Below are 24,305 nucleotides of genomic sequence, written 5' to 3' on the forward strand. Positions count from 1 at the left end.
CGAGCCCGGCGGCCCGGGGGGCCACGGCCGCAGCCGCGCCCACCTCCGGGGCCCGCCCCCGGGCCGGATCAGGCGGGTGCGAACAGGACCTTCGGGGTGCTCGGGTCGGCCTCCGTCAGGCGGACCCGGATGCGGGCGCCGAGCGGGAGGTCACCGGTGGCGGATTCGACGCGGCCGACGACCGCCGGGTCCTTCAGGTGGACGGTGCCGACCCGCGGCTCGTGTTCCTTGACGTCGATGACCGTCGCCTCGAAGGTCTCCCCGACGTGGTCCTCGAGGACGGTCGCCTCGACGAGGTCCACGCAGGCGCGTTCCACCGCGTTGGCCGTCCGGGTGCCCTCGGCCATCTCCCGGGGCAGCGCCGCCAGCGCGTCGGCGGCCCACGCCGCCGGTTCGGTCCCGGCCGAAGCCGCCACGCACAGCTCGCCCGCGTACCGGTCCGCGAGCCGGCGCAGCGGGGCGGTGCAGTGGGCGTACGGGGCGGCGACGGCCGCGTGCACGGCCGGGTCGGGGGTCCCGCCGTCGGTGAACACGGTGTACCCGGCGCCGCGGAGCAGGGTCGTGCACTCCTGGAGGAAGGCGGCGTGGGCCGGCAGCCGGGGGTCGAGGGAGCGGACGAGACGGGCGTACGGGACGTGGTGCGGCCAGTCGATCCGCAGGGCCTGCGCGGCGCGCCGCAGCCGGCCGACCGCGCCGTCCGGGGCGGTCGGCAGGGTGCGCAGGATGCCCGTACCGGCGGCGAGCATCAGCTCGGCGGCGGCCATGCCGGTCATCAGGGAGATCTGCGCGTTCCAGCCCTCGGCGGCCAGCGGAGCCCGGTAGGCGAGCCCGTACGTGCCCCCGCGCTCGGTGATCTCCTGTTCGGGGACGTTCAGGGAGATGCCGCCGCGTTCGGTCTCCAGCGTCTCGCGGAGCTTGCCGATGTCCCTCAGCAGCATCAGGGAGGCGTCGGCGGTGCCGGTGTCCAGGGCCTTCTGCACGCCGTCGTAGTCGAGGCGGGCGCGGCTGCGGACCAGGGCCCGACGGACCTCGGTGGCTTCGACGCGGCCCTCGGCGTCCAGGTCGAGCCGCCACAGCAGGGCCGGTCGGGTCCGGTCGGGGAGCAGGCTGCCCGCGTCCTCGGAGATGACCGGCGGATGGAGCGGGACCTTGTCGTCGGGGAAGTACAGGGTGGTGACCCGCCGGTGGGCCTCCGCGTCGAGGGCGCCGCCGGGGGTGACGAAGGCGGCGACGTCGGCGATGGCGTAGTGGACGCGGTAGCCGCCGCCGGTCCGCTCCGCGAGGTGCATGGCCTGGTCGAGGTCGACGGAACCGCGCGGGTCGATGGTGAAGAGGGGGATGTCGGTGGCGTCGAGGGACGGCAGCCGGGGCTCGGCGGCGGCCCGCTCGGCCTCGGCGAGGACCGCCGGCGGGAACTCCTCGGGCACGGCCAGGCGGGTGCGCAGTGCGCGCAGCGCGGCCCGCAGGGCAGCCCCGTCTGCGCCGGTGATGTGCATGAGGCGGCGTGGCATGGATCCGAGCCTAGGCCGTCTCCTTCGGATTCGCCCGACCCGCGCCGCCCGGAACCGCGCCTGCGCGGGTTGTCGGCGGCGCCCGAGCGCCCCCGTACGCGGTTGCCCCCGGCCTTCGGATCCACGGCCGGCCGGCACGACCCGAAGGGGACGAGCCGGGCCCCGTGGCCGGGTCGGGGCGGATCGGTCGCCGCCGCCCGGGTGGTCGGGCGGCTTCATCGGCGGGTCCGGGGCGTGCGGTGCGCCGTCTACCCTGGCTCGGGGGCCGCACCCCCTGCGTCGCGTCGTACTGAAGGAGAACCACCGTGCTCGTGCTGCTGCCGCCCTCCGAGGGAAAGGCCGCCGGCGGCTCCGGCGCACCGCTCGACCCGCACTCCCTGTCCCTGCCGGGCCTGGCCGGTGCGCGTGCGGCCGTGCTGGAGGAGCTGGTCGAGCTGTGCTCGGCGGACGAGCTGAAGGCCCGTGAGGTCCTCGGGCTCAGCGAGGGCCTGCGGGGCGAGGTCGCGAAGAACGCCGGACTGCTGTCCGCGCCCGCCCTGCCGGCCGGGGAGATCTACACCGGAGTCCTCTACGACGCCCTCGGCCTCGCGGACCTGCCCGCCGCCGCCAGAGCCGCCGCGGAACGCTCGCTGCTGGTCTTCTCCGGGCTGTGGGGCGCGGTCCGGGTGACCGACCGGATCCCCTCGTACCGCTGCTCGATGGGCGTCAAGCTGCCGGGGGTGGGGGCGCTCGGCGCGTACTGGCGCACCCCGATGGCCGCGGCGCTGCCGGCGGCGGCGGGCGACGGGCTGGTCCTCGATCTGCGGTCCTCGGCGTACACCAGCGCCTGGAAGCCGAAGGGCGAGGCGGCCGGCCGCCTCGCCGGCGTCCGCGTGCTGCACTCGCAGCTCGTGGACGGGGTGGAGAAGCGTTCGGTGGTCAGCCACTTCAACAAGGCGACCAAGGGCCGCCTGGTACGGGACCTGCTGCTCGCCGGGGCCGCCCCCGTCGACCCCGCCGAGCTGGTCACCGCCCTGCGCGACCTCGGCTACACGGTGGAGGCCGAGGCCCCCGCGAAGGCGGGCAAGGCCTGGTCGCTGGACGTGGTCGTGACGCAGATCCACTGAGGCCGCGCCCGCCCCCGGAGCCGGGCGGTCCGGGGGCCTCCCGCCGTACCGCCGGTGCCTAGTGCTGTGACCGGAAAGGTCCACCGGGTCGTGGCGCCCGGCCCGGCACCTCGCCGCGTTGTCGGACCGCGGAAGTACGTCCGGTACGAGCCGCGGCCCTCCGCCTTGCGACGCACCGCACCGAACACCGCGACCCGGCAAACCTTTCCGGCCACAGCACTAGCGGCCCAGGGGCCAGGCCACCGCGGCCGGGGTGTGGCCGGCCTCGCCCGCGTACTGGGCGCAGGCGTCGGTCAGGGTCTCCAGCAGGGTCAGGGGATCCGGGAGTGGCTGGCCGACGTCGCGCAGCCAGCTCACGGCGAGGTCGCCGGGCAGCGTGGACGGGGGGAGCAGGACGTAGCTGCCCCGGCAGTGCCAGCGCAGGCCCGGGTGCTCGTCCATCGTCTCGGGGTGGCAGTCCAGTTCGCAGGGCCACCATTCGTCCTCGTCCTCCGGCGTACCGCGGGTCGCCGTGAAGAAGAGCATGCGGGCCTGTTCGCCCGTGCCGGCCGATTCGGCGACGGGACCGACCTCGATCCCGGCGGCGAGCAGGCGCTCCAGCGCGCCGCGGCCCGCTTCCAGGGGCACGTCCAGCACGTCGTGGACGATGCCCGTCGCGGTGATGAAGTTCGCCTGGGGCTGGTTGCGCGCCCAGCGTTCGATCTGCGCCCGGTCGGTGGTCGACTGCGTCTGCCAGGCGAAGGAGATGGGATGGCGCGCCGGGGTCGGGCAGCCGATGCGGTCGCACGAACATCGGTATCCGGCGGGATGGGCGGCCGGGGAGATCGGGAGACCCGCGGCGGCCACGGCCAGGAGCAGTGCCTCGCGTTCCCTGCCGGGGTCTTCGGCAGCCGGTTTGGAGCGGCGGCGCAGCCACTGGGAAATCCTGCTCTGCTCGCCGCGTTGGACGCGGCCGGACTCAGACCCCATCTATCCCCTCACCTCACCGTTGCCCCGGTGGACTTTCCCCATGGTCCCACCATCCGGCGGCGCGGGTGACCGCACCCCTGGATCCGGGACCCCGCGGCCCGGTCGGATCCGGCCGTACGTTCTCGGCCGACCGGGCTCCGGCCCGCCCGCGCCCGGGTCGGGGCACCCCGGGGGCCGTGACCTATCCCACCCCGCCGGGCGCCGGCTCCGTACGGCCGCCCGGTGCGGCGGCCGACCGCAGGACCGCGTCCACGAGGGCGTCGACGTAGGCGTGCGTCAGCGGCGCGGTCCGCATCAGCCAGCGGTACGTGAACGGCCCGAGCAGCATCTCCACCGTCAGTCGCAGGTCGGTGTCGGGGGCCAGCAGCCCGGCGTCCCGCGCGGACCGCAGCCGCGCCTCGTACAGGGCGAGCTGCGGCCCCAGCACCAGTTCGGTGAACCGGGCGCCCAGCTCCGGGTCGGTGGCGCCGGCGGCGGTCAGGGCGCGCGCGGGCGCCTCGTACTTCTCGTCGTTGAACTCGTCCACAGTGGCCCGCAGTACGGACTTCAGGTCGGCGGCCAGGTCCCCGGTGTCGGGGAAGCCGGTCCACTGCGCGTCCGTCTCCGCGTCCCCGGCCAGGGCGAGCGAGGCGTCGAGCAGGACGGCCGCCTTCGAGGGCCACCAGCGGTAGATGGTCTGCTTGCCCACGCCCGCGCGGGCGGCGATGGCCTCGATGGTCAGCTTGTTGTAGCCGACCTCCCCGACCAGGGCGAGGGCGGCGTCGAGGATGGCGCGCCGCGAGCGGTCGCTGCGGCGGGTGGCGTCGGGTGTCTTGCTCATGGTGCCCAACGTACCAATGCGAGACGTCTCGTCTTTCGGCGATTCCCTGAACCACCCGGTCAGTTCACTGCGCGGTTCGCCCGGAGGAGAGACGATTCCTTCCACACAACGCACGCCTCGTGAGTTCGCAGTCGTGAGGAGCCTTCTTTGCGCAGAGACGCCACACCCCGGCGTTACCTGATGTGCCCACCGGCACACTTCAAGGTCACGTATTCCATCAACCCGTGGATGGACCCCGCGAAACCGGTGGACCTGCCCCTGGCCCAGGCCCAGTGGGAAGACCTCCGGGACCGCTACCGGTCCCTCGGACACACGGTCGAGACCCTCGTCCCGCACCCCGGCCTGCCCGACATGGTCTACGCGGCCAACGGGGCCCTCGTCGTCGACGGCCGGGTCCTCGGGGCCAGGTTCGCGCACCCGGAACGCACCGCCGAGGCGGAGATCCACCTCGACTGGTTCCGCTCGCACGGCTTCCGGGACGTCCACGAACCGGCCCACGTCAACGAGGGCGAGGGCGACTTCGCCGTCACCGACACCTACATGATCGCCGGCCGGGGCTTCCGCTCCAGCCCCCTCTCGCACGACGAGGCGCAGGAGTTCTTCGGCCGCCCCGTCATCGGCCTCGACCTGGTGGACCCGCGCTTCTACCACCTGGACACGGCCCTGTGCGTGCTCGACGGGGACGAGATCATGTACCACCCGCAGGCCTTCTCGCCCGGGAGCCGGGCGGTACTGCGCCGGCTGTTCCCGGACGCCCTGCTCGTGGACACCGCGGACGCCGAGGCCTTCGGGCTGAACTCCGTCTCGGACGGCCTGCACGTCCTGCTCCCGCAGGCGGCGGCCGGACTGCTCGCACCACTGCGCGAGCGCGGCTTCGAGCCCGTTCCGATGGACCTGGGCGAACTGCTCAAGGGCGGCGGCAGCGTGAAGTGCTGCACGCAGGAACTGAGGCCCGCGCCCCCCGGGGACTGACCGCCCCGCGCGGGGTTCGCGGACGTACGGGCCCCGCGGGGCCCGCGGGACCTACGCGTCCTGCGGGTCCTGCGGCTCCCCGGTCCCGGCCGGCGGCCACGCGTCGCCCCAGTCGGCGTTCCGCGCCGCCTTGTAGAGGCCGCCGTGGCGCTTCGTCACGGTGGCCCGGGTCAGGCCCTGCTCAGGGGGGCCGCACAGCTCCAGCTGGACGAGCCCCTTGCGGATCTGCGGCCTGCGCGTGATCCGGGAGGGGACCGGCGTCACCGGGAAGCGGGTCGCGGCGACGAAGCTGAACTTCTCGTCCTCGTACGCGAGGGAGCCGCCCTTGACCTGCCGGTGCAGGGAGGAGCGGCTGACCCGCGTCGAGAAGTGGCACCAGTCCTGCCCGACCTCGATCGGGCAGGTCCCGTCGTGCGGGCAGGGCGCCGCCACCTTCAACCCGGCCTCGATCAGCTGCGCGCGGGCCTCGCGGACGCGCAGGTACCCCTCGGGCGTGCCCGGCTCCACCAGGACGACGGCCTGCCCGGCGCGGGCGGCCTCCGCGACGACGGCCCGCCGGGCCGGCTCCGTCAGCTCGCCCAGCACGTACGACACCGTCACCAGATCGGCGTCGGGCAGCGCGATCCCGCTCCCGATGACGGCCCGGCGCCACTCGGCGCCGCGCAGCACCGCGGAGGACGAACGGCCCGCCAGCTCCTTGCCCAGGGTCAGCGCGGCCTCCGCCCAGTCCAGGACCGCGGCGGTCCGGGGGCCGTCCCAGGTGGCGTCGACCGCCCAGGTCGCCGCGCCGGTGCCGCCGCCCACGTCCACGTGCGAGGCGGGCGCCCACCGCGGCGCGGCCGCGGCCAGCCCGTCCAGGGCGGACCGTACGGCTTCGAAGGTGGCCGGCATCCGGTACGCCGCGTACGCGACGACGTCGGAACGGTCGCGCAGCACGGGGGTGTCGGTCGGGATCGTGCCCCGGTAGTGGGAGATGAGCCGCTCGACGGCGGCCGTGGCCTGCTTCGGCGGGAGCCCGTCGAGCAGCCCGCCCAGCGCGGACCGGAGGGTGTCGGCGGTGGTCGGGGCGGAGGCGGGGACGGAGACGTTCACCCGGGAAGTTTACGGCGCCCCGAGGGGCCGCCCGGCATCACCGGCACGGCCCCCCGACGGGCGGACGGGAGGCCGGCGGCGTCCCGTCCGCCCGCGCGCGCTCAGCCCGCGGTCGCCATCGGGTCGCGGGGCCGCCACGGCCGGCACATCCCGAAGAAGCAGGCCGCCGACAGCAGCGAACAGACCAGCTGGACCAGCGCCATCGGCACCGCCGTGTCCTCGCCCGCGATCCCGACCAGCGGCGAGGCGATCGCCCCGACCAGGAACGAGGACGTCCCCAGCAGCGCGGACGCCGAGCCGGCCGCGTGCGGGGTCCGCATCAGGGCCTGCGCGTTCGTGTTCGGCAGCAGCAGACCCATCGCCGACATCAGCACGAACAGGGCGGCGGCGACCGGGAACAGCCCGACCTCCCCGAACACTCCCGTGGACATCAGCAGCAACGCCACGGACGCGACGGTGATGACCCCGATGCCGGCGGCCAGCGCCTTGTCCAGGCTGACCCGGCCGACCAGCAGCTTCCCGTTGATCTGGCCGACGATGATCAGGCCGACGGAGTTCACGCCGAACAGCAGGCTGAAGGCCTGCGGGGAGGCCCCGTAGATCTCCTGCACCACGAACGGTGAGGCGGAGATGTACGAGAAGAGCACCGCGAAGGCGAAGCCGCCCGTCAGGGTGTAGCCGGCGAAGACCCGGTCGCCGAGCAGTCCGCGCATCGTCCGCAGGGCCGCGCCCACCCCGCCGGTCTGGCGCCGCTCGGGCGGCAGCGTCTCGTCCAGGGTCCGCCAGACGACCGCGGTGAGCGCGGCGCCTACGACGGTCAGCACGACGAAGACCCCGCGCCAGTCCGCGAACCGCAAAACCTGGCCGCCGATCAGCGGCGCGACGATCGGGGCGGCCCCCGATATCAGCATCAGGGTGGAGAAGAACCGGGCCATCTCGACCCCGTCGTAGAGGTCGCGCACCACCGCTCGCGCGATGACGATGGCGGCCGCGCCGGCCAGGCCCTGGAGCAGTCGGAAGCCGATCAGCAGCTCGGCGGTCGGGGCCAGGGCGCAGATCGCGGTGGCCAGGACGTAGACGATCATGCCGATCAGCAGGGGCCTGCGACGGCCCCACTTGTCGCTCATCGGGCCGATGACCAGCTGGCCCAACGCCATGCCGGCGAGGCAGGAGGTGAGGGTGAGCTGGACGGTCGCGGCCGGGCTGTTCAGGGCGTTGGTGACCTCCGGCAGCGCCGGCAGGTACATGTCCATGGACAGCGGGGGGAGGGCGGTGAGCCCGCCCAGCACGAAGGTGACGAGCAGGCCGGTGCGCCGCGCGGCCGCCAGGGGTGCGGGGGCGGCGCCGGTCTCCGGGACGCCGACGGCGGCGGTCGCGGCGGCGGGGTTCGGGGCGGGGACGGACGGTGTTCGGGGGGACGGCTCGGGCGACGACCCGGGCGAGGGGGCCGTCGAGGGGCCTCTCTCCGACATGCGGAACTCCAGTCTTTTCATCTGCTTTATGCACCCCTGACCGACCCATGCTCTCAGCTGTCGGAACGTCCGTGGCCCTGCCGTCGGTGTGACGTAGCCTGCGGCCCCATGAGCGCACGTCCGAGCAAGATCGCAGTTGTCACCGGGGCCGGCTCCGGCATCGGCCGCTCCGTGGCCCTCGCCCTCGCGGGGGCCGGCTGGTCCGTGGCCGTGGCCGGCCGCCGGACCGGATCCCTGGAGGAGACCGCCGCGGCGGCCGGCGCCGACGCGGACGTGTTCCCCGTACGGGCCGACGTCAGCGACCCCGACGACGTGAACGCGCTCTTCGGGGCCGTGCGCGAGCGCCACGGGCGCCTCGACCTGCTCTTCAACAACGCGGGCACCTTCGGGCCCGGCGGGGTCCCGCTGGAGGACATCTCCTACGAGGCCTGGCGGTCGGTGGTCGACGTCAACCTGACCGGGGCCTTCCTGTGCGCGCAGGCGGCCTTCCGACAGATGAAGGCGCAGGACCCGCAGGGCGGGCGGATCATCAACAACGGCTCCATCTCCGCCCACGTCCCGCGCCCGAACTCCATCGCCTACACGGCCACCAAGCACGCCATGACCGGCCTGACGAAGTCCCTCTCCCTGGACGGGCGCCCGTACCGGATCGCCTGCGGACAGGTCGACATCGGCAACGCGGCGACCGAGATGACCGAGCGCATGCAGACCGGCATCCTCCAGGCCAACGGACAACTCGCGGTGGAACCCGTCATGGACGCCGCCGACGTGGCGCGCACCGTGCTGCACATGGCGGAGCTGCCGCTGGCGGCCAACGTCCAGTTCGCGACGGTGATGGCGACGGCCATGCCGTACATCGGGCGCGGCTGACCCCGACGCGACGCGCGGCCGACCGCGACCCGACGCGCGGCCGACCGCGATCCGGCGTGCGGCGGACCGCGTTCGGGACGCGGGCCGTTCGTCGGGAATGGCGTCCGGGCCGCCGGGGTTGAGCCGATCATGACGACCGAAGTGCTGCGCTACACCGCCTTCTCCGAGGACCCCGCCGGCGGCAACCCCGCCGGGGTCGTCCTCGACGCCTCCGCCCTGGACGAGGCCGCGATGCTGGACGTCGCGGCCCGGCTCGGCTACAGCGAGACGGCCTTCCTCACCGGCCCGGCGGGTTCCGGGGCCGCCGCCCCGGAACCCGGCCGCGGCTTCACCGTCCGCTACTTCAGCCCCAGGGCGGAGGTGCCGTTCTGCGGGCACGCCACCGTGGCGGCCGCCGTGGCGCTGGCCGAGCGGATCGGGCCGGGGGAGCTGGTCTTCGAGACCCGGGCCGGCGTCGTACCGGTGTCCGTCACCGCCGAGGACGGGCACCTGCGGGCCACCCTGACCAGCGTCGTCCCGCACGTCGAGGACATCGCCGCGGCCGACCTCGCCGAGGCGCTGGCCGCGCTCGACTGGCCGGCCGCCGATCTCGACCCGCAGCTGCCGCCGCGCGTCGCCTACGCCGGCGCCCGCCACCTGGTGCTCGGCGCCGCCACCCGCGCCCGCCTGGCCGACCTCGCGTACGACTTCGACCGGTTGGACGCCCTGATGCGGCGCCTGGACCTGACCACGGTCCAGCTCGTGCACCGCGCCGGCCCGGCCCTGTTCCACGTGCGCGACCCCTTCCCGGTCGGCGGCGTCGTCGAGGACCCCGCCACCGGAGCCGCCGCGGCCGCCTTCGGCGCGTACGCCCGGCAGCTCGGCCTGGTCGCCGAGGACGCGGTGCTCACCCTCCACCAGGGCGAGGACATGGGCCGCCCCGGCGTCCTGACCGTCGAGCTGCGGGCCGGCGACCCCCGGGTGCGGGTGGCCGGCGCGGGCGTACGCATCCCCTGATGCGACTGCTCTCGTACGCGGAGGCCGATCTCCCCGAGGAACTCGCCGCCCGGATCGCCGCCCTGGAGGCGACGGCCTGGCCGCACGCCACCCCGGGGCACGACCCGGCGCTCGGCCCGCGGGCGCTGCTGCTGGTGGACGCCGACGGGACGGTCGGCGCCTCGTTGGCGCTGCTCCACAAGGAGGTCCCGCTCGCCGGCCGGACCTGGCGCGCGGCCGGCCTCAGCTCGGTGGTGACCCGGCCGGAGCTGCGCGGGCGGGGCCTGGGCGGCCGGCTGGTGGCGGCGGCCCGCGCGGCCCTGGCCGCCGACCCGGCGGTGGACCTGGCGCTGTTCAGCTGCGACCGGCCGCTCGTCCCCTTCTACGAGGGGGCCGGCTTCGACCCGCTGCCCGGCACCGTCCTGGTCGGCGGCACCCCCGACGACCCCCTGTGCACCGACGCCCCCGGCTTCGACAAGACCGTCCTGGCGGCGTTCTTCACCCCCGACCCGGACGCCGACCGGGCCGCGCTGAGCGGCACCCGCGTCCCGCTGCACCCGGGGCGCGTCGACCGGCTCTGGTGACGGCGGACCCCCGGGGTGCGGCTCAGCCCCGCGGGGCCCCGGCGGGCGCGCCGGCGGGCCGGCCGGCGCGGGCCGGCAGCAGGAACAGCGTCAGGACCACCCCGAGGTACAGCGCCCACACCACGAGCTGGAGGACCGTCGGGTCGGGCTGGAAGTTGAAGACGCCCTTCAGCAGCACCCCGTACCAGCTGTCCGGCGGGACGGCGCCGCTGATGTCGAACGCCCGGTTCTCCAGACCGCCGAGGAAACGGGCCTCCTGGAGGTCGTGGACCCCGTACGCGAGGACGCCCGCGGCGACGACGACCAGCATGCCGCCGGTCCAGGTGAAGAACTTCGACAGGTTGATCCTGAGCGCGCCGCGGTAGAACAGCCAGGCCAGCACGATCGCCGTCGCGATGCCGAGCAGCACCCCGACCAGCGGAGCGGAGGAACCCTCGCCGCTCGCCCGTACCGAGGCCCACACGAACAGCGCGGTCTCCAGGCCCTCGCGGCCCACCGCGAGGAAGGCGGTGGCGACGAGCGCGCCGGTGCCCAGCGCGAGCGCCGCGTCGAGCCTGCCGTGCAACTCGCCCTTCAGGTGACGCGCGGTGCGCTTCATCCAGAAGACCATCCACGTCACCAGGCCGACGGCGACGATCGACAGGGTGCCGCCGATCAGTTCCTGCGCCTCGAAGGTCAGTTCCTGCGTGCCGAATTCGAGCAGGGCGCCGAAGGCGAGTGAGATCGCGCAGGCGATCCCGACGCCGATCCACACCGGGCGCAGCGCGGCCCGGTTGTCGGTCTTGACCAGGTAGGCGACCAGGATGCAGACGACGAGGCCCGCTTCCAGGCCCTCGCGCAGGCCGATCAGATAGTTGCCGAACACGGCGGTTCCTCTCCGGAGGGGACTACGCGAACAGCGTCCGGCCCCACCAGTCGTCCTCGTCGAGGACGCCCGGCGGGACGGCGAAGACCGCCGAACCCACGTGCTGGATGTATTCGTTGAGGACGTCCGACTTGGCCAGCGCGCGCTGGATCGGGACGAAGCCCGTACGGACGTCACGCTGGTAGGCCAGGAAGAACAGGCCCGCGTCGAGCCTGCCCAGCCCGTCCGTGCCGTCGGTGAAGGAGTAGCCGCGGCGCAGGATCGTCGCCCCGTCGTTGGAGTCCGGATGGGCCAGGCGGACGTGCGCCTCGGGCTTCATCGCCTTCAGGAACGGCTCGTCGCGCTCCTTGGACTTGCCGACGGGGGCGCCCTCGCCCTTGTCCCGGCCGAAGATGTCCTCCTGCTCCTGGAGGGAGGTGCGGTCCCAGGTCTCGATGTTCATCCGGATGCGCCGGGCGACCAGGTACGAGCCGCCGGCCATCCAGTCGCCGCCGTCGCCGGTGGCGGCCCACACGTGCCGGTCGAGGGCGGCGGTGTCGGTGCCCGAGATGTTCCGGGTGCCGTCCTTGAAGCCCATCATGTTGCGCGGGGTCTGCTCGTCGGGCGTGGTCGACGAGGTCTTGCCGAAGCCGAGCTGCGACCAGCGCATCGCGGTCCGGCCGAAGCCGATGCGGGCCAGCTGCCGGACGGCGTGCACCGCGACCTGCGGGTCGTCGGCGCAGGCCTGGACGCACAGGTCGCCGCCGGAGCGGGCCGGGTCCAGGTTGTCGCCGGGGAAGAGTTCCAGGTCGACGAGGGCCGCCGGGCGCCGGCCCTCCAGCCCGAAGCGGTCCTTGGCGAACAGGCCCGGGCCGAAGCCGATGGTCAGGGTGAGGCGGGAGGCCTTCAGGCCGAGCGCCTCGCCGGTGTCGTCCGGCGGGGCCTCGGGGAGGCCGCCGAAGCCGCCTTCGCCGACCGGCAGTCCGGCGGTCATCAGGCGGGCGGCCGCGGTCCACTCCTTGAGCAGCGCGACCAGTTCGGCGCGGTCCTTGGTCTTCACGTCGAAGGACGCGAAGTGCAGCCGGTCCTGGACGGGCGTGGCGATGCCGGCCTGGTGCGGCCCGTGGAAGGGCACGGCCGCGCCGGACATGCCGGCCGGGACCGGGTCCGATCCGGAGCGGAAGGCCGCGACCCCGCCGCCGGCCGCGGCGGCGCCGAGCGCGATGCCGGCCCCGCCCCAGCCGAGCAGGGCGCGCCGCGAGGGACCGTCCGCCGTGCCGCCGGTCTCCCGCGAATCCGTCGCCGAGTCGCCCATTTGTCTCTCCCGTCTCTCCCGTCCCGTCCGCTACTTGGCGACCGCGGCGGCCAGCTTCGACAGCGGCTCCGCCAGCGCGTTCACGCCGTCGGAGAGCTCCTTGCGGTCCGCCTCGGCGACCTTGTCGTAGGCGGTGAACTCGTAGGAGGTCTTGTCGGCGCGGTACTTGTCGAGCAGCGCGGTCAGTGCGGCGAACTGGGTGTCCAGTTGCTTGGTGAGCGCCGGGTCGTTCTTCTCGGCGGTCGGCTTGAGCAGCTCGTAGGACTTCTGCGCGCCCTCGACGTTGGCCTTGAAGTCGACGAGGTCGGTGTGGCTGTAGCGCTCCTCCTCGCCGGTCACCTTGCCGGTGGCGACCTCGTCGAGGAGCTCCTTGGCGCCGTTGGCCATGGAGGTGGGGGTGATCTCGGCCTGGCCGACCTTCTTCTGCCAGTCGGTGAGGTCGGCGATCAGGGTGTCGGCGAGCTTCTTGTCGTTGTCGTCGATCTTGTTGTCCTGGAAGAGGGACTTCTCCAGGCGGTGCCAGCCCGTCCAGTCCTTGGCCGGGTCCTGGCCGGCCTCCAGGCCGTCCTCGCGGACGTCGACCTTCGGGTCGATGTCGCCGAAGGACTCGGCGACCGGTTCGGTGCGCTCCCAGCCGATGCGGGAGGGCGCGTACGCCTTCTTCGCGGCCTCCACGTCCCCGGCCTTGACGGCGTCGGCGAAGGCCCGGGCCTTCGGGAGCGTCTCGTCGGCCTGCTCCTGCACGTACTTGCGGTACGCGGCGACCGCGGCGTCCAGCTCGGGGCTGCGCTTCTCGCCGCCGCCCTGGCCGGTGGCCTTGACCGCTCGGCGGATGCCGTCGCCCTTCATGCCGGGCTTGCAGACGATCTCGTAGTCGCCGGCCTTGATCTCCGCGGTGATGGAGGCCTTGGTGCCGGGGCCGATGTTCTCCCGCTCGGTGACGATGCGGTCGTCGGGGAAGAGCACGTAGAGCTCGGTGACCTTGGAGCCCTTGTTCTCGACGTCGATGGTGACCTTGCCCGCCGGGAACTCCTTCGCGGAGACCTCGCAGGCGCTGTCGGTCGCCGTCACCTTGATCGCGTCGGAGCCCGCCCCGCCGCTCTTCTCGGCGCAGCCGGTGACGGCGGTGAGCGCGGCCACGGCGGCGGCCGCGGTGAGGACGGTGATGCGGGCGGGGCGCATGGGGGCTCCTGGCGAGGCTGAGAAAGGGGGAGAAGCGGCTGAGGCAGCCCTAACTTAACCGAGGCTTACCTCACCTCAACCCGCCCGTCCAGTGAATCACCTCTCACATTTCCGTCCCGGACACAAGCCCGTCACGGCCCCGCCATTTCGCTCTCAAGCAGAGGTCAAGCGCGGGTCAAGTCGGGGCCCGCGGCCCGATCGGCCTGACCCCCGACCGACGTCGAGCCGTCCCGCGCGCGCGACGGGACGACGAGCGGCGCGCCGGTGCGCGGGTGCGGGAACACCTCCACCGGCTGCCGGTAGACCCGGCTCAACAGTTCGTCGCGGAACACCTCGGCCGGGGGACCGTCCGCCGCGATCCGACCGTCGTGGAGCACGGCCGTCCGGTCCGCGTACGCCGCCGCCAGCCCGAGGTCGTGCAGGACGACGACCACCGCGTCCCCGGCCGCCGCCCGCTCCCGGCAGATCCGCAGCACCAGTTCCTGGTGGCGCAGGTCCAGGGCCGCCGTGGGCTCGTCGAGCAGCAGCAGCGGCGCCCGCTGGGCCAGGACGCGGGCCAGCGCGACGCGGGCCCGTTCGCCGCCGGACAGGGCGGAGAAGGGCCGCCCGGCGAAGTGGCCGACCTCGGTGGCGGCCATGGCGGCGGCCACCTCGGCCTCGTCCGCGTCGGCGAAGGCGGTGCCCGCCCAGGGCGCGCGGCCCATCCGTACGACGTCCGCGACGGGGAAGGGGAAGGACAGGGCGGCGGACTGGGGGAGCACGGAGCGGCGCAGGGCCAGCTCGGGCGCCGACCAGTCGCCCACCGGGCGCCCGTCGATCCGTACGGTCCCGGAGGTGGCGGGCAGGTCGGCGGCGAGCGCGGCGAGCAGGGTGGACTTCCCCGCGCCGTTCGGCCCGACCAGCGCCAGCACCTCGCCGGCCACGGCGCTCAGGCCGATCCCGGCGAGCACCTCGCGGTCCCCGAGCCGCAGGTGCAGGTCCTCGACCTCCGCGAGCACGGCGCCGGGCAGCGGGCGGTCCGGCAGGGTCCGCTTGCGCCGGCCGAACAGCCCGGTCAGCTTGCTGGTCACGCCCAGCCTCCTTGCCTGCGGCGGGTGCGGCGCAGCAGCCAGAAGAAGAACGGGCTGCCGATCAGGGCGGTCAGCACGCCGAGGGGCAACTCGGCGGGCCGGGCGAGCGTACGGGCGGCCAGGTCGCCCGCGAGCAGCACGAGGGCCCCGGCCAGCGCGCTGCCGGGCACCAGGAACCGGTGCCCGGGGCCGTTCGCCATCCGCAGCAGGTGCGGGACCAGCAGGCCGACGAAGGTGATGACGCCCGCGACGGCCACGGCCGCCGCCGTCAGCAGCGCCACCACCAGGATCAGGGCCAGCCGCAGCCGTTCCACGTCGATGCCGAGGTGGCGGGCCGGGCGCTCACCGAGCGCGAGCAGGTCCAGCTCGCGCGCGTAGAAGGGGGCGACGAGCAGACCGGCGAGCGCGCAGGGGAGCACGGCGAGCACCTTGGGCCAGGTGGCCTGGGCGAGTGAGCCGAGCTGCCAGAAGGTGATCTGGTTGACCTGGCCGCTGTCCGCGAAAAAGATGAACATGCCGATCAGGGCGCCCGCGAAGGCGTTCACGGCGATGCCGGTGAGGATCAGGGTGACGACCTCGGTGCGGCCCCCGTTGCGGGACAGCAGGTACACGGCGCCGACGGTGATCAGACCCGCGACGAAGGCGCAGGCGGTGATGGTCCAGTTGCCGAGGAAGCTGAGGCCCAGTCCGATCGCGGCGACCGCGCCGACGGCGGCGCCCGCCGAGATGCCGATCACGCCGGGCTCGGCGAGCGGGTTGCCGAAGACGCCCTGCATCAGCGCGCCGGCGCAGCCCAGGCTCGCGCCGACCAGCAGCGCGAGCACGACGCGGGGCAGCCGTACGTTCCACAGCACGCTCTCCCCGACCCGGTCGAGGGCGGACCCGCCGAGGCCCATGTGGTGCTGGAGGGAGGCGAGTACGTCCCCGGTCGGGATGCGGTAGGCGCCGGTCCCGGCGGACAGCAGCGCGAGCGCGACGAGGGCGGCGGCGAGGACGACGGTGAGCACCGGGGCCCGGCGCCCGCGCGGCGTGGCGGGAGCCGCGTCGGGTCCGCCCGGTCGGGCGGGCTCCCCGGCGCGCTTCGGGTCCGCTACGCGGTCCGCGGGCCGGTCCGCCGGCGCGGCCGCGGTCGGTCGGTCCGCGGCGGAACCGGCCGCCTGCGGGGGGTCGTAGGGGAGGGTCATGCTCAGGCGCCCTTGCCGTGGAGCTGCGCGACCAGGGAGGAGAGCACCTGGTCGGTGCGGGGGCCGTAGTTGAGCAGCACGCCGTCGTCGACGGAGACCACCCGGCGGTCCATGCCGGCCGGTGTCTGGGCGACACCGGGGACCTTGACCAGGCCGTCCACGCCACCGACCGATTCGAGGCCCTTGGTCATGACGAGGATCGCGTCGGGCGCGGCGGCGGCGAGGGCCTCGCTGGTGATCGGGGTGAAGTCCTTGCCGAGGCCGGACTCCTTGCCGGTGTCGACGGCGCCCGCGGCCTCCAGCAGCGAGGCCGCGCCGGAGTCGGAGCCGCCGAGCAGGTACACGGAGGCGGTGCCGCGCAGGTAGAGGAAGGCCACGCGGGGCTTCTTCCCGGCGCCGGCGGCGGCCGGAACGTCCTTGCGGGCGGCGGCGATCCGGTCGGCGGTGCGTTGGTTGAGCCGCGTACCGGCGTCCTTGACGCCCAGCGCGCCGGCCACCGCGTCGATCCGCCTCGGGACGTCCTCCAGCGCCTTGGCGGGGGCGATCACCAGGACCGGGATGCCGGCGTCACGGATCTGCTGCACCGCTTCCGCGGGACCGGTGGTGGTTTCGGCCAGCACCAGCGTCGGGCGCAGCGACAACACGCTCTCGGCGGAGACGTCGTGTCCACGTGTCACCACCGGCAGGGCGGAGGCCTGCGCGAAGGTGGCGGTGATGTCCCGGGCGACGACCTGCTTGCCGAGCCCGAGGGTCTGGACGATCTCGTTGAGGCTGCCCGTCAGCGGAATGATCCGCTCGGCCGAGGTGACGGTCACCCGGGCGCCGTCCGCCGAGGGCACCGTCACCGGCAGCGCCGGCACCGGCGTCGCGGCGAGCGGTTCGATCCGGTCCGCGACGGTCGCGGCGCTCGCCGCCGGGGAATGTTCGGGGGCGGCCGTACCTCCGCAACCCGTTACCGCGAGGGCCGTCGCCACGAGGGCGACGGCGAGGCGGGGGAAGCGGTTTGACGCGGCGGGCGTAGGCACGAAGGCACCGTCCTGATCGTCCGACTGGGGGCTTTGAGGTTCTGCCGGGCGTGGGGGTTCCCCCCTCGACCGGGATAGCTTAGGTTAGCCTAACCTCACATGCCAGACCCTGGAGGGGACGTTCATGCCCGCAAGACCCGTCCGTGTGTTCGCCGTCGCCCTGCTGGCGGCCCTGCTGGGAGCCCTGCTCCCGGCCACCGCGGCGCATGCGGCGAGCCGTTCCGTACAGGGCGGCCGACTGGACTGGGGCCTCAAGTCCTCCTTCCAGAGCTACGTCACCGGTCCCATCGCCAAGGGCGGCTTCACGCTGCGCGGCGGAGCCGCCACCGTCGGCGGCAGCCTCTTCCGCTTCCACTCGGCGAACGGCTCCTACGACCCGGACACGGGTGAGTTCACGGCCGCCTTCACCGGCGGCGTGGCCTTCCAGGGCCACCGGAAGCCCGACGGCGCGTACGAGCTGGACATGACCGTCAGCCGGCCGACCGTCAAGATCTCCGGCGGCGGCGGCACCCTCTACCTGGACGTCTCCAGCAAGGCCAAGGACACCGGGGCGGTCACCCAGCAGTCCCAAGTCCCCTTCGCCACGCTGGGTCTGCGCGGCATCAACATGAAGGGCGGCGGCAGCCCGCTCACCCTCACCAACGTTCCGGCCACCCTCACGGAACAGGGCGCCAAGGCCTTCGCCGGCTACTACCGGGCCGGCGCGCAGCTCGACCCGCTCTCGCTGTCCGCCGACGTCAAGGCGCCGGCCGCCGAACAGCCCGCGCAGCAGCCCGCGCCGCAGGCCCCGCAGACCCCGGGCGCCCCCGCCGCGACCCCCCGGGCACAGGGCGGCTTCACCGACGCCGCCGTCGACTGGGGCATCCGCCGCACCTTCCGCGAGTACGTCTCCGGATCCGTCGGCCAGGGCCGGTGGACCCTCACCGACGGCGCCCAGGACGGCGGCGCCCTCTTCCGCTTCCCCCAGGGCAAGGGCGCGTACGACGCCCGGGAGGGCACCCTCGACGCCGCGTTCGCCGGCGCCGTGCACTTCACCGGCGCCCACCTCGACCTCAAGCTCGCCAAGGTCGCCGTGAAGGTGGAGAACGGCAAGGGCGTCCTGTCCGCCGACGTCACCACCGGAGCCGACACCAAGAGCGCGGTGCCCCTCGTCGAGTTCGACGCCAAGGCGCTGAAGACCGAGGGCAACCTCGCCACCGTCACCGAAGCCCCGGCCACCCTCACCGAGGGCGGCTCCCGGGCCTTCAACTCCATGTACAAGGCCGGCACCGAGATGGACCCGATCTCGCTCGCCGTCGCCCTGGACGCCGGCGCGCGGCTGCCCGCCCTGCCCGACCTGGGTTCCACCGCCGCCCCCGCGCCGGCCTCCCCGGCGGCCTCGCCGTCCACCGGCCCCGCCCCGGCGCCCGCCGCCGCGGCGGCCGAGTCCTCCGACACCGGGCTGTACGTCGCCCTCGCCGCGGCCGCCTTGGTCCTGGCGGGCGGCGCGGCCTTCCTGGTGCTGCGGTCGCGCCGCGCGAACGCGGCCGAGCCCGCGGCCGGGGTGCCCGCGTCCCCCGACGCGCCGTAGCGCCCGCCCCACCTCCCTTCCTTCCTTTCCGGTCCTTCAGGAGCACTTGAGCCATGTCGTCCCACCGCCGTCCGATCGCCGTCGCGGCCGCCGTCCTCACCGCGGTCGCCCTCGGAAACACCGCCTTCGCCCTGCCCGCGACCGCCAACGGCAACGCCCGGGTCCCGGCCGTCGGCGCGCCGCCCGCCGCCGCCCCCGTCCCGGTGCTCGACGGCACCCTGGACTGGGGGGTGCTGACGAGCCTGCGCGAGTACGTGAAGGGCGTCGGCTCGGTCACCGCGCAGGACGGGGCCACCGAGATACCCGGCGGCTTCCGCTTCGGCCGGGCGACGGGCCAGTACGACAAGGACGGCGGCCACGTCGTGACCGCGGCATTCAAGGGCCGGGTGGTCTTCGACGCGAGCGCGCACGGGTTCGTCGTGAAGATGGAGAACTTCCGGATCAGCACCGGTACGAAGAAGCTGACGGCCGACGTCACCGAGAACGGCACGCTCACGCCGAACGTCCCCGTCGCGGACGTGGCCTTCGCCGGAATGAACATGGCGGGCCTCAGCACCAAGCTGACCCCCGAGTTCGCCGCCGTGTTCGCCCGCCCCGCCTACGCGGGCGCGGACGGGGACAAGGTGACGGTGGCGCTGGAGTTCCAGGCGCCCCCGAAGCCGCCCGTGACGCCGCCGGTCACTCCGCCCGTTACGCCGCCCGTCACCCCGCCGGTGACGCCGCCGGTGACCCCGCCCGTGACCCCGCCGGTGACGCCTCCCGTGACGCCGCCGGTGACCCCGCCCGTGACGCCCCCCGTCACCCCGCCCGTCGACGGCCCGCAGAAGATCCTGAGCGGCAAGCTGACCTGGGGCGTCATGCAGTCCTTCCGCGACTACGTCGGGGAGAAGGGCATCACCGCGTCCGGCGGCGCCGTCAAGAGCGGCACCACCTACGCGTTCGCCTTCGGCGAGGGCGAGCTCGACACCAAGAACCGCAAGCTGAACGCCGCCTTCGACGGCACCCTGCGCTTCGAGTACCCGGCACACGGCCTCGACCTGACGTTCAGCAACATCCGCGTCGTCGGCAACGGCGGGACCGGCACGTTGACCCTGGACGCGAAGACGACCGCGGGCCTGCGCGAGGACATCCCGTTCGCGACGCTCGACCTGTCGAAGGTCGAGTACCGGGCCAAGGGCGGCCTGCTGGCCCTCAACGCGGTCCCCGCCGTCTTCACCGAGCAGGGCTCCGCCGTCTTCGCCAACGACAACGCCGTCCTGGACAAGTACAAGCCGGGCAAGCCGATGGACTCCCTCGACCTCTCGGTCGCCGTCGACAAGGACGTCACCCTCCCGCCGGCCGGCACCGCCGGCGGCAGCGGCTCCTCGGGCGGCAGCACCACGGGCGGCGCCGGCACCACCGGCGGCAGCACGGGCGGCGCCGCGGGCGGCGGCTCCGTCGGCGGTGGTGGTTCGGTCGGTGGCGGCGGCTCCGTCGGCGGCCACCTGGCCACCACCGGATCCGAGGTCCCTGCGGGCGCCCTCCTCGGCGCCTCCGCCCTGGTGGTCGCCGCCGGCGCGGGCGCGGTGTACGTCGCCCGCCGTCGCCGAACGGCCCAGGCCTGAGCCGTGTTTGAATGCCCGCGTGAACGATCTGGATGTGCTCAAGGTCTTCTGCGCGGGTGACGGCCGCTTCGGCAATCCGCTCGGAGTGGTCCGCGACGGCCGCACCTGCCCGGACGACGCGTCCCGGCAGGCGCTGGCCGCCGAACTCGGCTACAGCGAGACGGTGTTCGTCGACGACCCCGAACGCGGGGTCGTCGACATCCGTACGCCCGGCACCCGGATGGCGTTCGCGGGGCACCCGCTCGTCGGCGTCGCCTGGTTGCTCGACATCGAGGAGCTCAACCCGCCGGCCGGCTCCGTATGGGCCCGCGGGGACGGGGAGTTCACCTGGATCACGGCCCGCCCCGAGTGGGTCACCGGCAAGCGCACCGAGCGGTACGCGAGCGCGGCCGAGGTCGACGCCCTGCCCGCCCCGCCCCCGGGCGAGGGCTGGCTGTACGCCTGGGCCTGGGAGGACGAGGCCGCCGGCCGGATCCGGGCCCGCGGCTTCCCCCGGCGCCCCGACGGCGCCGTCACCGAGGACGAGGCCACCGGCTCGGCGGCGCTCCTGCTGACCGCGCAGCTCGGCCGTGCCCTGAACATCACCCAGGGCGAGGGCTCACAGATCCTCACCGCCCCCGCGCCCGACGGCACGATCGAGCTCGGCGGCCGCGTCCGCTTCGCCGACTGGCGGGACCCGAACGCGACGGAGGGCCGGCCCGGTGCGGTGCGCACCGGGCCGGCCCTGTCGTTCCCGTACAGGATCAGGCGCTGAGGCGGAACTGCTCGCCCAGCTCGCGGAAGACCGCGCCGTTGAAGTCGAAGGCGCGCTTGCACTCGTCGACGATGCGCTGCTTCTCCAGGTCGTCCGCGGCGATCGCGTCCAGCAGCTCCCGGTAGGTCCGCTTGAAGGCGGCCGGGTTGGAGATGTCGGCGAACACGTAGAACCGGACGCCGTCGCCCTTGCGCTCGAAGCCCCAGGTGCGCTCCGCCTTGTCGCGGATGATCTGGCCGCCGGAGAGGTCGCCCAGGTAGCGCGTGTAGTGGTGGGCCACGTACCCGCCCGGCCAGGACGTCGCGCACTCGGCGACGCGCTCGGCGTACGCCGCGGTCGCGGGCAGCGCGACCATGCTCCGGCGCCAGTCGGGCCCGCGCAGGTGGGCCAGGTCCCGCTCGATCTCGGCCAGCCGCATCAGCTCGGGCTGTATGAACGGCCCGGCCACCGGGTCCTCCCGGAGGGCTTCGGCCGCGTCCTCCAGCGCCCGGTACACGAACCACAGTTGTTCGGTGTAGCGGGTGTAGGCGTCCACGCCGAGCCGCCCGCCGAGCAGGTCGCTCATGAACGTCGAGGTCTCGGCCTCGGTGTGCTGCTCGTGCGAGGCGACACGGATGACCGTGGAGAAGGCGTCCAAGACGGACCTCCGGAAGGAAGGAAACAGGCGTGGCGGCAGTGCCGCCATGCCCGATCTTCCTACTTAGGCATGCCTAAGTCAATGTGTTCCCGACGTCTTGTCGGTAAAAGGGTCCGGATGGTTCATGCCTATGGCAAGGTCAGGATCTCCGCCCCGCCGTCCGTCACCACGAGCGTGTGTTCGAACTGCGCGGTCCGCTTGCGGTCCTTCGTCACCACGGTCCAACCGTCGTCCCACATGTCGTACTCGTGGGTGCCCAGCGTCAGCATCGGCTCGATGGTGAAGGTCATGCCGGGCTCGATGACGGTCGTGGCGTGCGGGCTGTCGTAGTGCGGGATGATCAAGCCGGAGTGGAACGACGAGTTGATGCCGTGCCCGGTGAAGTCCCGGACCACCCCGTACCCGAAGCGCTTCGCGTACGACTCGATGACCCGACCGATGATGTTGATCTGCCGGCCCGGCTTGACCGCCTTGATCGCCCGGTTCAGGGCCTCGCGGGTGCGCTCCACCAACAGCCGCGACTCCTCGTCCACTTCCCCGCACAGGTAGGTGGCGTTGTTGTCGCCGTGCACCCCGCCGATGTACGCGGTCACGTCGAGGTTCACGATGTCGCCGTCCCGCAGGACGGTCGAGTCGGGGATGCCGTGACAGATGACCTCGTTGAGCGAGGAGCACAGGGACTTCGGGAAGCCCCGGTAGCCCAGCGTCGACGGGTAGGCGCCGTGGTCGCACATGTACGCGTGGGCGACCGCGTCCAGCTCATCGGTGGTCACCCCCGGCGCGATGAGCTTGGCGGCCTCCTCCATCGCCTGGGCGGCGATCCGGCCGGCGATGCGCATGGCCTCGATGGTCTCGGCCGTCTGCACCTCCGGTCCGGTGTACGGAGTGGGCGCGGGCTTGCCCACGTACTCGGGCCGGCGGATGTTTCCGGGAACGGAACGGACGGGAGAGAGCTCGCCTGGTACGAGCAGCGACTGGCCAGACATGCGAGCGAGTGTATCCAGCGGGGATGGGGCAGCATGGCTGCGAGAGCAGCATCGAGAGGAGCCGGACGACGATGCCCCTGTTCAAGAAGCGTCAGGTGGGCAAGCCGGGCGAGTGGTACTACTGCCTGGTCCACAACAAGGTCGAAGAGGGCCCCGACTGCCCCGCCAAGGACCGCTTCGGCCCGTACGGGAGCCCCGAGGAGGCCGGCCACGCCATGGAGACGGCGCAGGAGCGCAACCTCGAATGGCAGAACGACCCCAAGTGGAACGACAAGACCCGCGAGGGCGAGGGCGAGGGCGGGAGCAGCACGCCGTAGCGCCCGGCGCGCCCGGCGCGCCTACCAGCGGCTGGGCGGCGGGGCCGTCAGCTGGTCGGCCAGCCGCGCCAGCCGGTCGCGCAGCCGCCCCGGCCCCCGCCGGGACGGTGGGCCGTTCTCCCCCGCCGCCGCACTGACGAGGTGCTGCACCGTGTCCAGGTCCAGCCCGGCGGTGTCCCGCGGCACCGACAGCGCCTCGTGCGCGAGCCCGGTGAGCTCCGGGTCCCCGCCGTCCAGCGCCAGTACGGTGGCTCCCGCGCGGCGGGCGTCGTGGACCCGCTCCAGCAGCCCCGCGCCCGGCCGCTCCGGGGCCACCACCAGCAGCGTGTGCCCGCGCCGGGCCGCCTCCAGCCGGCCCAGCCCGACCGACAGGTGCGGCGGCTCGCCCGGCAGCACCCGGTGGCGCACCAACGTCGGCGCCAGCTCCGCCAGCCCCGACCAGGCGGCCTCGTCCACCAGGTGCGCGGCCATGTGCCAGGGCTCGTACTGCTCCGTGCCCACCAGCAGCAGCCCGCTCCCGGACGGCGCCACCGACCGCCGCAGCGAACCGGCGAACCGGCGGGCCTCCCGCGGCCACTGCGTACCGGCGAGCACCTCGCGCAGCAGCGCGACCCTGACGGCGTCCATGGCGGCATCCTGCACCATCGGGCCCACCCGCAGGAGCGCTTCCTTCCACTTGGTCGGGTCCACGGGACTCGAACCCGCGACTACTCGGCAGTACCCTCGCCCCCATGACCTCCACAGACAGCACGCAGAAGCCGCCGGCCAAGGACCCCTGGGACCTGCCGGACGTCTCCGGCCTCGTCGTCGGCGTCCTCGGCGGCACCGGCGACCAGGGCCGCGGCCTCGCCTACCGGCTCGCCCGGGCCGGCCAGAAGGTGATCATCGGCTCCCGCGCCGCCGACCGGGCCGAGACCGCCGCGACGGAACTCGGCCTCGGCGTCGAGGGCGCCGACAACGCCGACTGCGCGCGCCGCAGCGACATCGTGATCATCGCGGTGCCGTGGGAGGGCCACGCCAAGACCCTCGAAGCCCTCCGCGAGGACCTCGCCGGCAAGCTCGTCGTGGACTGCGTCAACCCGCTCGGCTTCGACAAGCAGGGCGCCTACGCCCTCCGGGTCGAAGAGGGCAGCGCCGCCCAGCAGGCCGCGGCCCTGCTCCCCGACTCCCGCGTCACGGCCGCCTTCCACCACCTGTCGGCCGTCCTGCTCCAGGACGCCTCGGTGGAGGAGATCGACACCGACGTGATGGTCCTCGGCGAGTCCCGCGCCGACACCGACCTCGTCCAGGCCCTCGCCGCCCGCATTCCCGGCATGCGGGGCGTCTTCGCGGGCCGGCTGCGGGGCGCCCACCAGGTCGAGGCGATGGTCGCCAACCTGATCTCCACCAACCGCCGCTACAAGGCCCACGCGGGCCTGCGCCTCACCGACGTGTGAGCCCGCCGCC

At 74.0% G+C, this 24,305-nt stretch carries 24 protein-coding genes; 10 read left to right on the plus strand and 14 right to left on the minus strand.

The features are described 5' to 3' along the window. Positions 1-68: 68 nt before the first annotated feature. Positions 69-1,511 (minus strand): RNB domain-containing ribonuclease, encoded by a 1,443-nt coding sequence (locus AB0D46_RS11855; RefSeq protein ID WP_362877158.1) that lies wholly within the window; start codon positions 1,509-1,511, stop codon positions 69-71. A 305-nt stretch (positions 1,512-1,816) separates the two neighbouring features. On the opposite strand from AB0D46_RS11855, the gene yaaA reads away from it, so the two are divergent. Continuing rightward, positions 1,817-2,617, plus strand: a complete 801-nt coding sequence (gene yaaA / locus AB0D46_RS11860) for a peroxide stress protein YaaA (protein ID WP_362877159.1) — start codon at positions 1,817-1,819, stop codon at positions 2,615-2,617. 219 nt (positions 2,618-2,836) lie between these two features. Here the strand turns inward: yaaA and AB0D46_RS11865 are convergent, their stop codons facing one another. Together AB0D46_RS11865 and AB0D46_RS11870 are read right to left on the minus strand one after the other, a co-directional pair. After that, on the minus strand, positions 2,837-3,586 hold the full coding sequence (locus tag AB0D46_RS11865; RefSeq protein ID WP_362877160.1) for a bifunctional DNA primase/polymerase: 750 nt from the start codon (positions 3,584-3,586) through the stop codon (positions 2,837-2,839). Between the two features lie 181 nt (positions 3,587-3,767). Further along, positions 3,768-4,406, minus strand: a complete 639-nt coding sequence (locus AB0D46_RS11870) for a TetR/AcrR family transcriptional regulator (RefSeq protein WP_362877161.1) — start codon at positions 4,404-4,406, stop codon at positions 3,768-3,770. Positions 4,407-4,553: 147 nt separating this feature from the next. On the opposite strand from AB0D46_RS11870, the gene ddaH reads away from it, so the two are divergent. Further along, the gene (ddaH, locus tag AB0D46_RS11875; RefSeq protein ID WP_362877162.1) at positions 4,554-5,378 is read left to right on the plus strand and encodes a dimethylargininase; all 825 of its coding nucleotides are present in this window, start codon (positions 4,554-4,556) and stop codon (positions 5,376-5,378) included. 51 nt (positions 5,379-5,429) lie between these two features. Here the strand turns inward: ddaH and AB0D46_RS11880 are convergent, their stop codons facing one another. Next, complete coding sequence (locus tag AB0D46_RS11880) at positions 5,430-6,470, minus strand: small ribosomal subunit Rsm22 family protein (RefSeq protein WP_362877163.1); 1,041 nt, start codon at positions 6,468-6,470, stop codon at positions 5,430-5,432. A 101-nt stretch (positions 6,471-6,571) separates the two neighbouring features. Next, positions 6,572-7,942, minus strand: coding sequence for a multidrug effflux MFS transporter (locus AB0D46_RS11885; protein WP_362877164.1), 1,371 nt, complete (start codon positions 7,940-7,942; stop codon positions 6,572-6,574). A 108-nt stretch (positions 7,943-8,050) separates the two neighbouring features. Here AB0D46_RS11885 and AB0D46_RS11890 point away from each other — a divergent pair, with 108 nt between their 5' ends. From AB0D46_RS11890 to AB0D46_RS11900, 3 genes are all read left to right on the plus strand, one after another. After that, entirely contained in the window at positions 8,051-8,812 is a 762-nt protein-coding gene (locus tag AB0D46_RS11890) for an SDR family oxidoreductase (RefSeq protein WP_362877165.1), read from the plus strand. 129 nt (positions 8,813-8,941) lie between these two features. After that, positions 8,942-9,808 (plus strand): PhzF family phenazine biosynthesis isomerase, encoded by an 867-nt coding sequence (locus tag AB0D46_RS11895; RefSeq protein ID WP_362877166.1) that lies wholly within the window; start codon positions 8,942-8,944, stop codon positions 9,806-9,808. Continuing rightward, a complete protein-coding gene (locus AB0D46_RS11900) occupies positions 9,808-10,371 on the plus strand; it encodes a GNAT family N-acetyltransferase (protein ID WP_362877167.1) in 564 nt (187 codons plus the stop codon). Before AB0D46_RS11895 ends, AB0D46_RS11900 begins: the two co-directional genes overlap by 1 nt. A 22-nt stretch (positions 10,372-10,393) precedes the next feature. Here the strand turns inward: AB0D46_RS11900 and efeU are convergent, their stop codons facing one another. The 6 genes from efeU to AB0D46_RS11930 form a co-directional block, all read right to left on the minus strand. After that, positions 10,394-11,236, minus strand: a complete 843-nt coding sequence (gene efeU, locus AB0D46_RS11905; protein ID WP_362877168.1) for an iron uptake transporter permease EfeU — start codon at positions 11,234-11,236, stop codon at positions 10,394-10,396. 22 nt (positions 11,237-11,258) lie between these two features. Continuing rightward, the gene (efeB, locus tag AB0D46_RS11910; RefSeq protein WP_362877169.1) at positions 11,259-12,530 is read right to left on the minus strand and encodes an iron uptake transporter deferrochelatase/peroxidase subunit; all 1,272 of its coding nucleotides are present in this window, start codon (positions 12,528-12,530) and stop codon (positions 11,259-11,261) included. Positions 12,531-12,560: 30 nt separating this feature from the next. After that, entirely contained in the window at positions 12,561-13,712 is a 1,152-nt protein-coding gene (gene efeO, locus AB0D46_RS11915; RefSeq protein WP_362877170.1) for an iron uptake system protein EfeO, read from the minus strand. A 164-nt stretch (positions 13,713-13,876) separates the two neighbouring features. Continuing rightward, entirely contained in the window at positions 13,877-14,737 is an 861-nt protein-coding gene (locus tag AB0D46_RS11920; protein WP_362877267.1) for a heme ABC transporter ATP-binding protein, read from the minus strand. Between the two features lie 41 nt (positions 14,738-14,778). Then, positions 14,779-15,966 carry an iron ABC transporter permease gene (locus AB0D46_RS11925; protein WP_362877171.1) on the minus strand — a complete coding sequence of 396 codons (1,188 nt, stop codon included), beginning with the start codon at positions 15,964-15,966 and terminating at the stop codon, positions 14,779-14,781. Between the two features lie 2 nt (positions 15,967-15,968). Next, positions 15,969-16,991 (minus strand): ABC transporter substrate-binding protein, encoded by a 1,023-nt coding sequence (locus AB0D46_RS11930; RefSeq protein WP_362877172.1) that lies wholly within the window; start codon positions 16,989-16,991, stop codon positions 15,969-15,971. A gap of 124 nt (positions 16,992-17,115) precedes the next feature. Between AB0D46_RS11930 and AB0D46_RS11935 the strand changes: the two genes are divergently transcribed. Genes AB0D46_RS11935 through AB0D46_RS11945 form a run of 3 tightly spaced genes read left to right on the plus strand, consistent with a single transcriptional unit; the run spans position 17,116 to position 20,919 of the window. Further along, positions 17,116-18,561, plus strand: coding sequence for an HtaA domain-containing protein (locus AB0D46_RS11935; RefSeq protein ID WP_362877173.1), 1,446 nt, complete (start codon positions 17,116-17,118; stop codon positions 18,559-18,561). 53 nt (positions 18,562-18,614) lie between these two features. Next, on the plus strand, positions 18,615-20,165 hold the full coding sequence (locus AB0D46_RS11940; RefSeq protein WP_362877174.1) for an HtaA domain-containing protein: 1,551 nt from the start codon (positions 18,615-18,617) through the stop codon (positions 20,163-20,165). Positions 20,166-20,184: 19 nt separating this feature from the next. Beyond that, a complete protein-coding gene (locus tag AB0D46_RS11945) occupies positions 20,185-20,919 on the plus strand; it encodes a PhzF family phenazine biosynthesis protein (RefSeq protein WP_362877175.1) in 735 nt (244 codons plus the stop codon). Here the strand turns inward: AB0D46_RS11945 and AB0D46_RS11950 are convergent. Next, complete coding sequence (locus AB0D46_RS11950; protein ID WP_362877176.1) at positions 20,909-21,556, minus strand: biliverdin-producing heme oxygenase; 648 nt, start codon at positions 21,554-21,556, stop codon at positions 20,909-20,911. The two genes, AB0D46_RS11945 and AB0D46_RS11950, sit on opposite strands and share 11 nt — an antisense overlap. A 128-nt stretch (positions 21,557-21,684) precedes the next feature. Continuing rightward, complete coding sequence (gene map / locus AB0D46_RS11955; RefSeq protein WP_362877177.1) at positions 21,685-22,542, minus strand: type I methionyl aminopeptidase; 858 nt, start codon at positions 22,540-22,542, stop codon at positions 21,685-21,687. A 71-nt stretch (positions 22,543-22,613) separates the two neighbouring features. On the opposite strand from map, the gene AB0D46_RS11960 reads away from it, so the two are divergent. Then, positions 22,614-22,859 (plus strand): hypothetical protein, encoded by a 246-nt coding sequence (locus AB0D46_RS11960; protein ID WP_362877178.1) that lies wholly within the window; start codon positions 22,614-22,616, stop codon positions 22,857-22,859. Positions 22,860-22,880: 21 nt separating this feature from the next. On the opposite strand, the gene AB0D46_RS11965 is transcribed toward AB0D46_RS11960, so the two are convergent. Next, on the minus strand, positions 22,881-23,486 hold the full coding sequence (locus AB0D46_RS11965) for a hypothetical protein (RefSeq protein ID WP_362877268.1): 606 nt from the start codon (positions 23,484-23,486) through the stop codon (positions 22,881-22,883). A gap of 104 nt (positions 23,487-23,590) precedes the next feature. Here AB0D46_RS11965 and npdG point away from each other — a divergent pair, with 104 nt between their 5' ends. Then, on the plus strand, positions 23,591-24,295 hold the full coding sequence (gene npdG / locus AB0D46_RS11970; protein WP_362877179.1) for an NADPH-dependent F420 reductase: 705 nt from the start codon (positions 23,591-23,593) through the stop codon (positions 24,293-24,295). Positions 24,296-24,305 lie beyond the last annotated feature (10 nt).

This window comes from Streptomyces sp. NPDC048383, assembly GCF_040651775.1.
Lineage (GTDB): Bacteria > Actinomycetota > Actinomycetes > Streptomycetales > Streptomycetaceae > Streptomyces.